We start from the raw sequence: 2,915 nt of genomic DNA on the forward strand, positions 1-2,915 counted from the left end.
GCGGAAATCTGCCTCGAAATTGAAGAAATCACCGTTCGTTACTTTCGGGCAGCCAATGACGGCAGTGACATCAATCGCGCTTTTAAATACTCCCTTAGTCGCCAAGATATCGAATCGGCGGTTTTTTCTGGTCCCTAATCAATAGTCCAACTTTTGACTAAAAAGTGCCAGCGATTGGAGCGATCGGGGGGAGAATTCAGGGACTTTTTCCCTGAAAATTGGCTAATTGACCACCTGAAAATCGGTAAAACCCCACACCCTACACCCCACACCCTACCCCGTTAAGACAGCACCGGAGTTGGTAGCAGGGAGAGCTAGTCCGAGCATTTGTACTAAATTTTCCGAGGCACGCTGTCAATCCAGTACACTTGTTCAGTTTGCAATCAAAGCTCCCCCACAACTGGAACCGCTGCCAGCAGTGCAACCGTAGCAATAGGAAGCGGTTTGTACCTCTGCAATTACATCTAAACTACCCGCTTGTAATAAATCCGGCAGGGTTAATTTTTGGCCTTGACTGGTGCAAGCGGCCAAATCCTCCATCTGATTAAAATCGCAGTCATAGATATTACCCAAATAATCGATCGAAAGCTGATTACGACACATCAAATGTTCGACAGTATCGCCATTAAAATGGTCTTCGAGGAATTGAAGATAGGGTTGATGGAGTTGCCGGTGTTCCAGATGGAAGCGCATCCTTCCAACGGGTAGGTTAGTGATAGTAAACAGATTGTTAAAAGAAATATTAAAATGTTCTTGCAAGAACTTTTTGTAATCCCGTGTCAGGGATACCTGATCCGGTGTGAGAGAAAAATTATCTGACTTAGGAATCTGGGGATTATAGACTAAATCCACAATCAAATTCGGCTCTTGAGCGTAGCCGAGACGGTTTAACCATTGTAAAGCGGCAATCGATCGATCATAGACTCCTTCCCCGCGCATTTTATCCACATTATCGGCAAGATAACAGGGTAAAGAAGCCACCACCCGCAACTGATGGCCAGCGCAATATTCAGGAATATCAGTAAATCCTTTCTCGAAATAAATAGTTAAATTCGAGCGCACAATTACCTGTTTCCCAGCTTTTCTAGAGATTTCCACAATCGGCTTAAAACCGTAGAGCATTTCCGGGGCGCCGCCGGTCAGATCGACGGTTTTAATTTGGGGAAATCTTTCGATCAGTTCGATAATTTGTTCGCACAGTTCTGGAGTCATTTCTTCGTAGCGACTTGGACTAGCTTCCACATGACAATGGCTACAGGCAAGGTTACATCTTTTCCCCAAATTAATTTGCAGAACCGAGATTTTTTGCTTAGTTAAAGGAGTTTTTAGTTTCTCAACAAAAGGAGTCATAGGAGAGTAAACAGTAATCAGTAAACAGTAAACAGTAAACAGTGAACGGTAAACATTGAACAGTCAACATTGAACAGTAAACGGTAAACAGTAATTAGTAAACAGTAAACAGTGACCAATAACTAATCAATGATAACTGATAACTCACATCTGATAACTGATAACTGATAACTGGTAACTGATAACTGGTAACTGATAACTGATAACTGGTAACTGAGGGATCGAACTTGTCTCGACGCTGCTTTTTTAACAGCAACCGCCTCCGTTATAGTGCCAAGTGGACTCGGTGATGAGGATATCTTGGGGAGAGGAGCGAGCTAAGTTGCCCGCAGTTTTATCACAGACGGCCACCGGCAATCCTTTGGCTAAAATATGCCCGGCACCATCATCGAAAATTGCCTCCGTACCAGTATAAATAGCAGTTTTGCCCGTAAAAATACAGGCCCCATCTTCGGGAATAGCTAGTTTAAAAGCAACGGAATCCAAACTTTCTAATAGGAGCGGATCGGCTAAATTATAACTCTGACAGTCCAGTAAACGATAGGGACGACGGGCCCGAATTTCTACCTGACCAAAACCAGCATCGAGCAACTGTTTAATATAATCATCGTAGGTCAAGGCCCCCGATAGACACATAGCTCGTAAACGCTGATCTTCTTGCAAATGTTCGGGGATTGGACGAGTGGCGATCGGATCGCTCATCAGTAAACGCCCTCCCGGTTTTAAGACGCGAAAAGCTTCCCGTAAAGCTAACTGTAAATCGGCTGGTTTAAAGATATTAAAAAGACAATTCTGCGCCACTACATCGACGGAGGCATCCTCCACCGGCAATTCAAAGGCGGAACCATCTCTAATTTCCACAAAATCGAGACTAAACCAGGGATTTTCCAGCAGCGCTTCGCTGAGATTTCTTTGGGCTGCCCAACGCATTTCTGGCACTGGATCCACCGCAATTACTCCCCCTGGACGACGGGAAAAATAGGCGAATTGCAGTGCTTCTAAACCACCACCCACACCCACATACAAAACCCTGGGAGAATTGCCTAATTCATTGGCCTGCACCGTCGTGCCACAACCATAGTTCATCTCTTGCATAATGGCAGGGATTTTTAACCCGGGTAGTTGCAAAGGACTGCTGTGGACACAACATAGCCCCACTTCGGGAGTTTGGGCTACTTCGCTGTAAAATTTGGCAGTAGCTTCCAGATAAGTCATTTTCATCCTTTAAACTCCTTTTCTCTGATCAATTCAAGGACCGACTTCGCATCCTCGCCCAACGCTATCGTAGCATTCGTACTGACCTGTAAACGCTTAAAATGCGTCTTAGTTTATCTTGATGCTCCGAGAACTCGAATATAGTCATTTCAATTAAGATTGAGAATATCAATGCCAGAGTTCATAAGGGTTTAACCGGTCTAGAGTGTATCAGACTTATCTGAAATGACTATATAGCGTTTTTCAGTCTGCTGAGGTACAAAAGTTATGGGTTTTAGGCACTCATGCAAGAGGCAGAAGGCAAAAGGGAAGAAAAATAGGTGTACCTCACTAGCTTAGGAAATGCTATA

General features: G+C 44.3%; 4 protein-coding genes and 1 pseudogene. 3 read left to right on the plus strand and 2 right to left on the minus strand.

Annotated features, from left to right (window positions below; all coding sequences use genetic code 11):
- On the plus strand, positions 1 to 138 hold a 138-nt coding region (locus PX482_RS06820), incomplete at its 5' end, for a DUF3143 domain-containing protein (RefSeq protein ID WP_288122233.1).
- A 15-nt stretch (positions 139 to 153) separates the two neighbouring features.
- Positions 154 to 285 (plus strand): hypothetical protein, encoded by a 132-nt coding sequence (locus tag PX482_RS06825; RefSeq protein ID WP_288028144.1) that lies wholly within the window; start codon positions 154 to 156, stop codon positions 283 to 285.
- Positions 286 to 372: 87 nt separating this feature from the next.
- Here PX482_RS06825 and arsS read toward each other — a convergent pair whose 3' ends face one another.
- Both arsS and arsM read right to left on the minus strand, forming a co-directional pair.
- Complete coding sequence (gene arsS, locus PX482_RS06830) at positions 373 to 1,350, minus strand: arsenosugar biosynthesis radical SAM (seleno)protein ArsS (RefSeq protein WP_002763792.1); 978 nt, start codon at positions 1,348 to 1,350, stop codon at positions 373 to 375.
- A 246-nt stretch (positions 1,351 to 1,596) separates the two neighbouring features.
- Positions 1,597 to 2,571, minus strand: a complete 975-nt coding sequence (gene arsM / locus PX482_RS06835) for an arsenosugar biosynthesis arsenite methyltransferase ArsM (protein ID WP_002763796.1) — start codon at positions 2,569 to 2,571, stop codon at positions 1,597 to 1,599.
- Here arsM and PX482_RS28050 point away from each other — a divergent pair.
- A pseudogene (locus PX482_RS28050) lies at positions 2,571 to 2,654 on the plus strand (type II toxin-antitoxin system RelE/ParE family toxin); the annotation flags it as partial. The gene arsM and the pseudogene PX482_RS28050 overlap by 1 nt on opposite strands.
- Positions 2,655 to 2,915 lie beyond the last annotated feature (261 nt).

The organism is Microcystis sp. M53602_WE12 (genome assembly GCF_030065455.1).
Lineage (GTDB): Bacteria > Cyanobacteriota > Cyanobacteriia > Cyanobacteriales > Microcystaceae > Microcystis > Microcystis aeruginosa.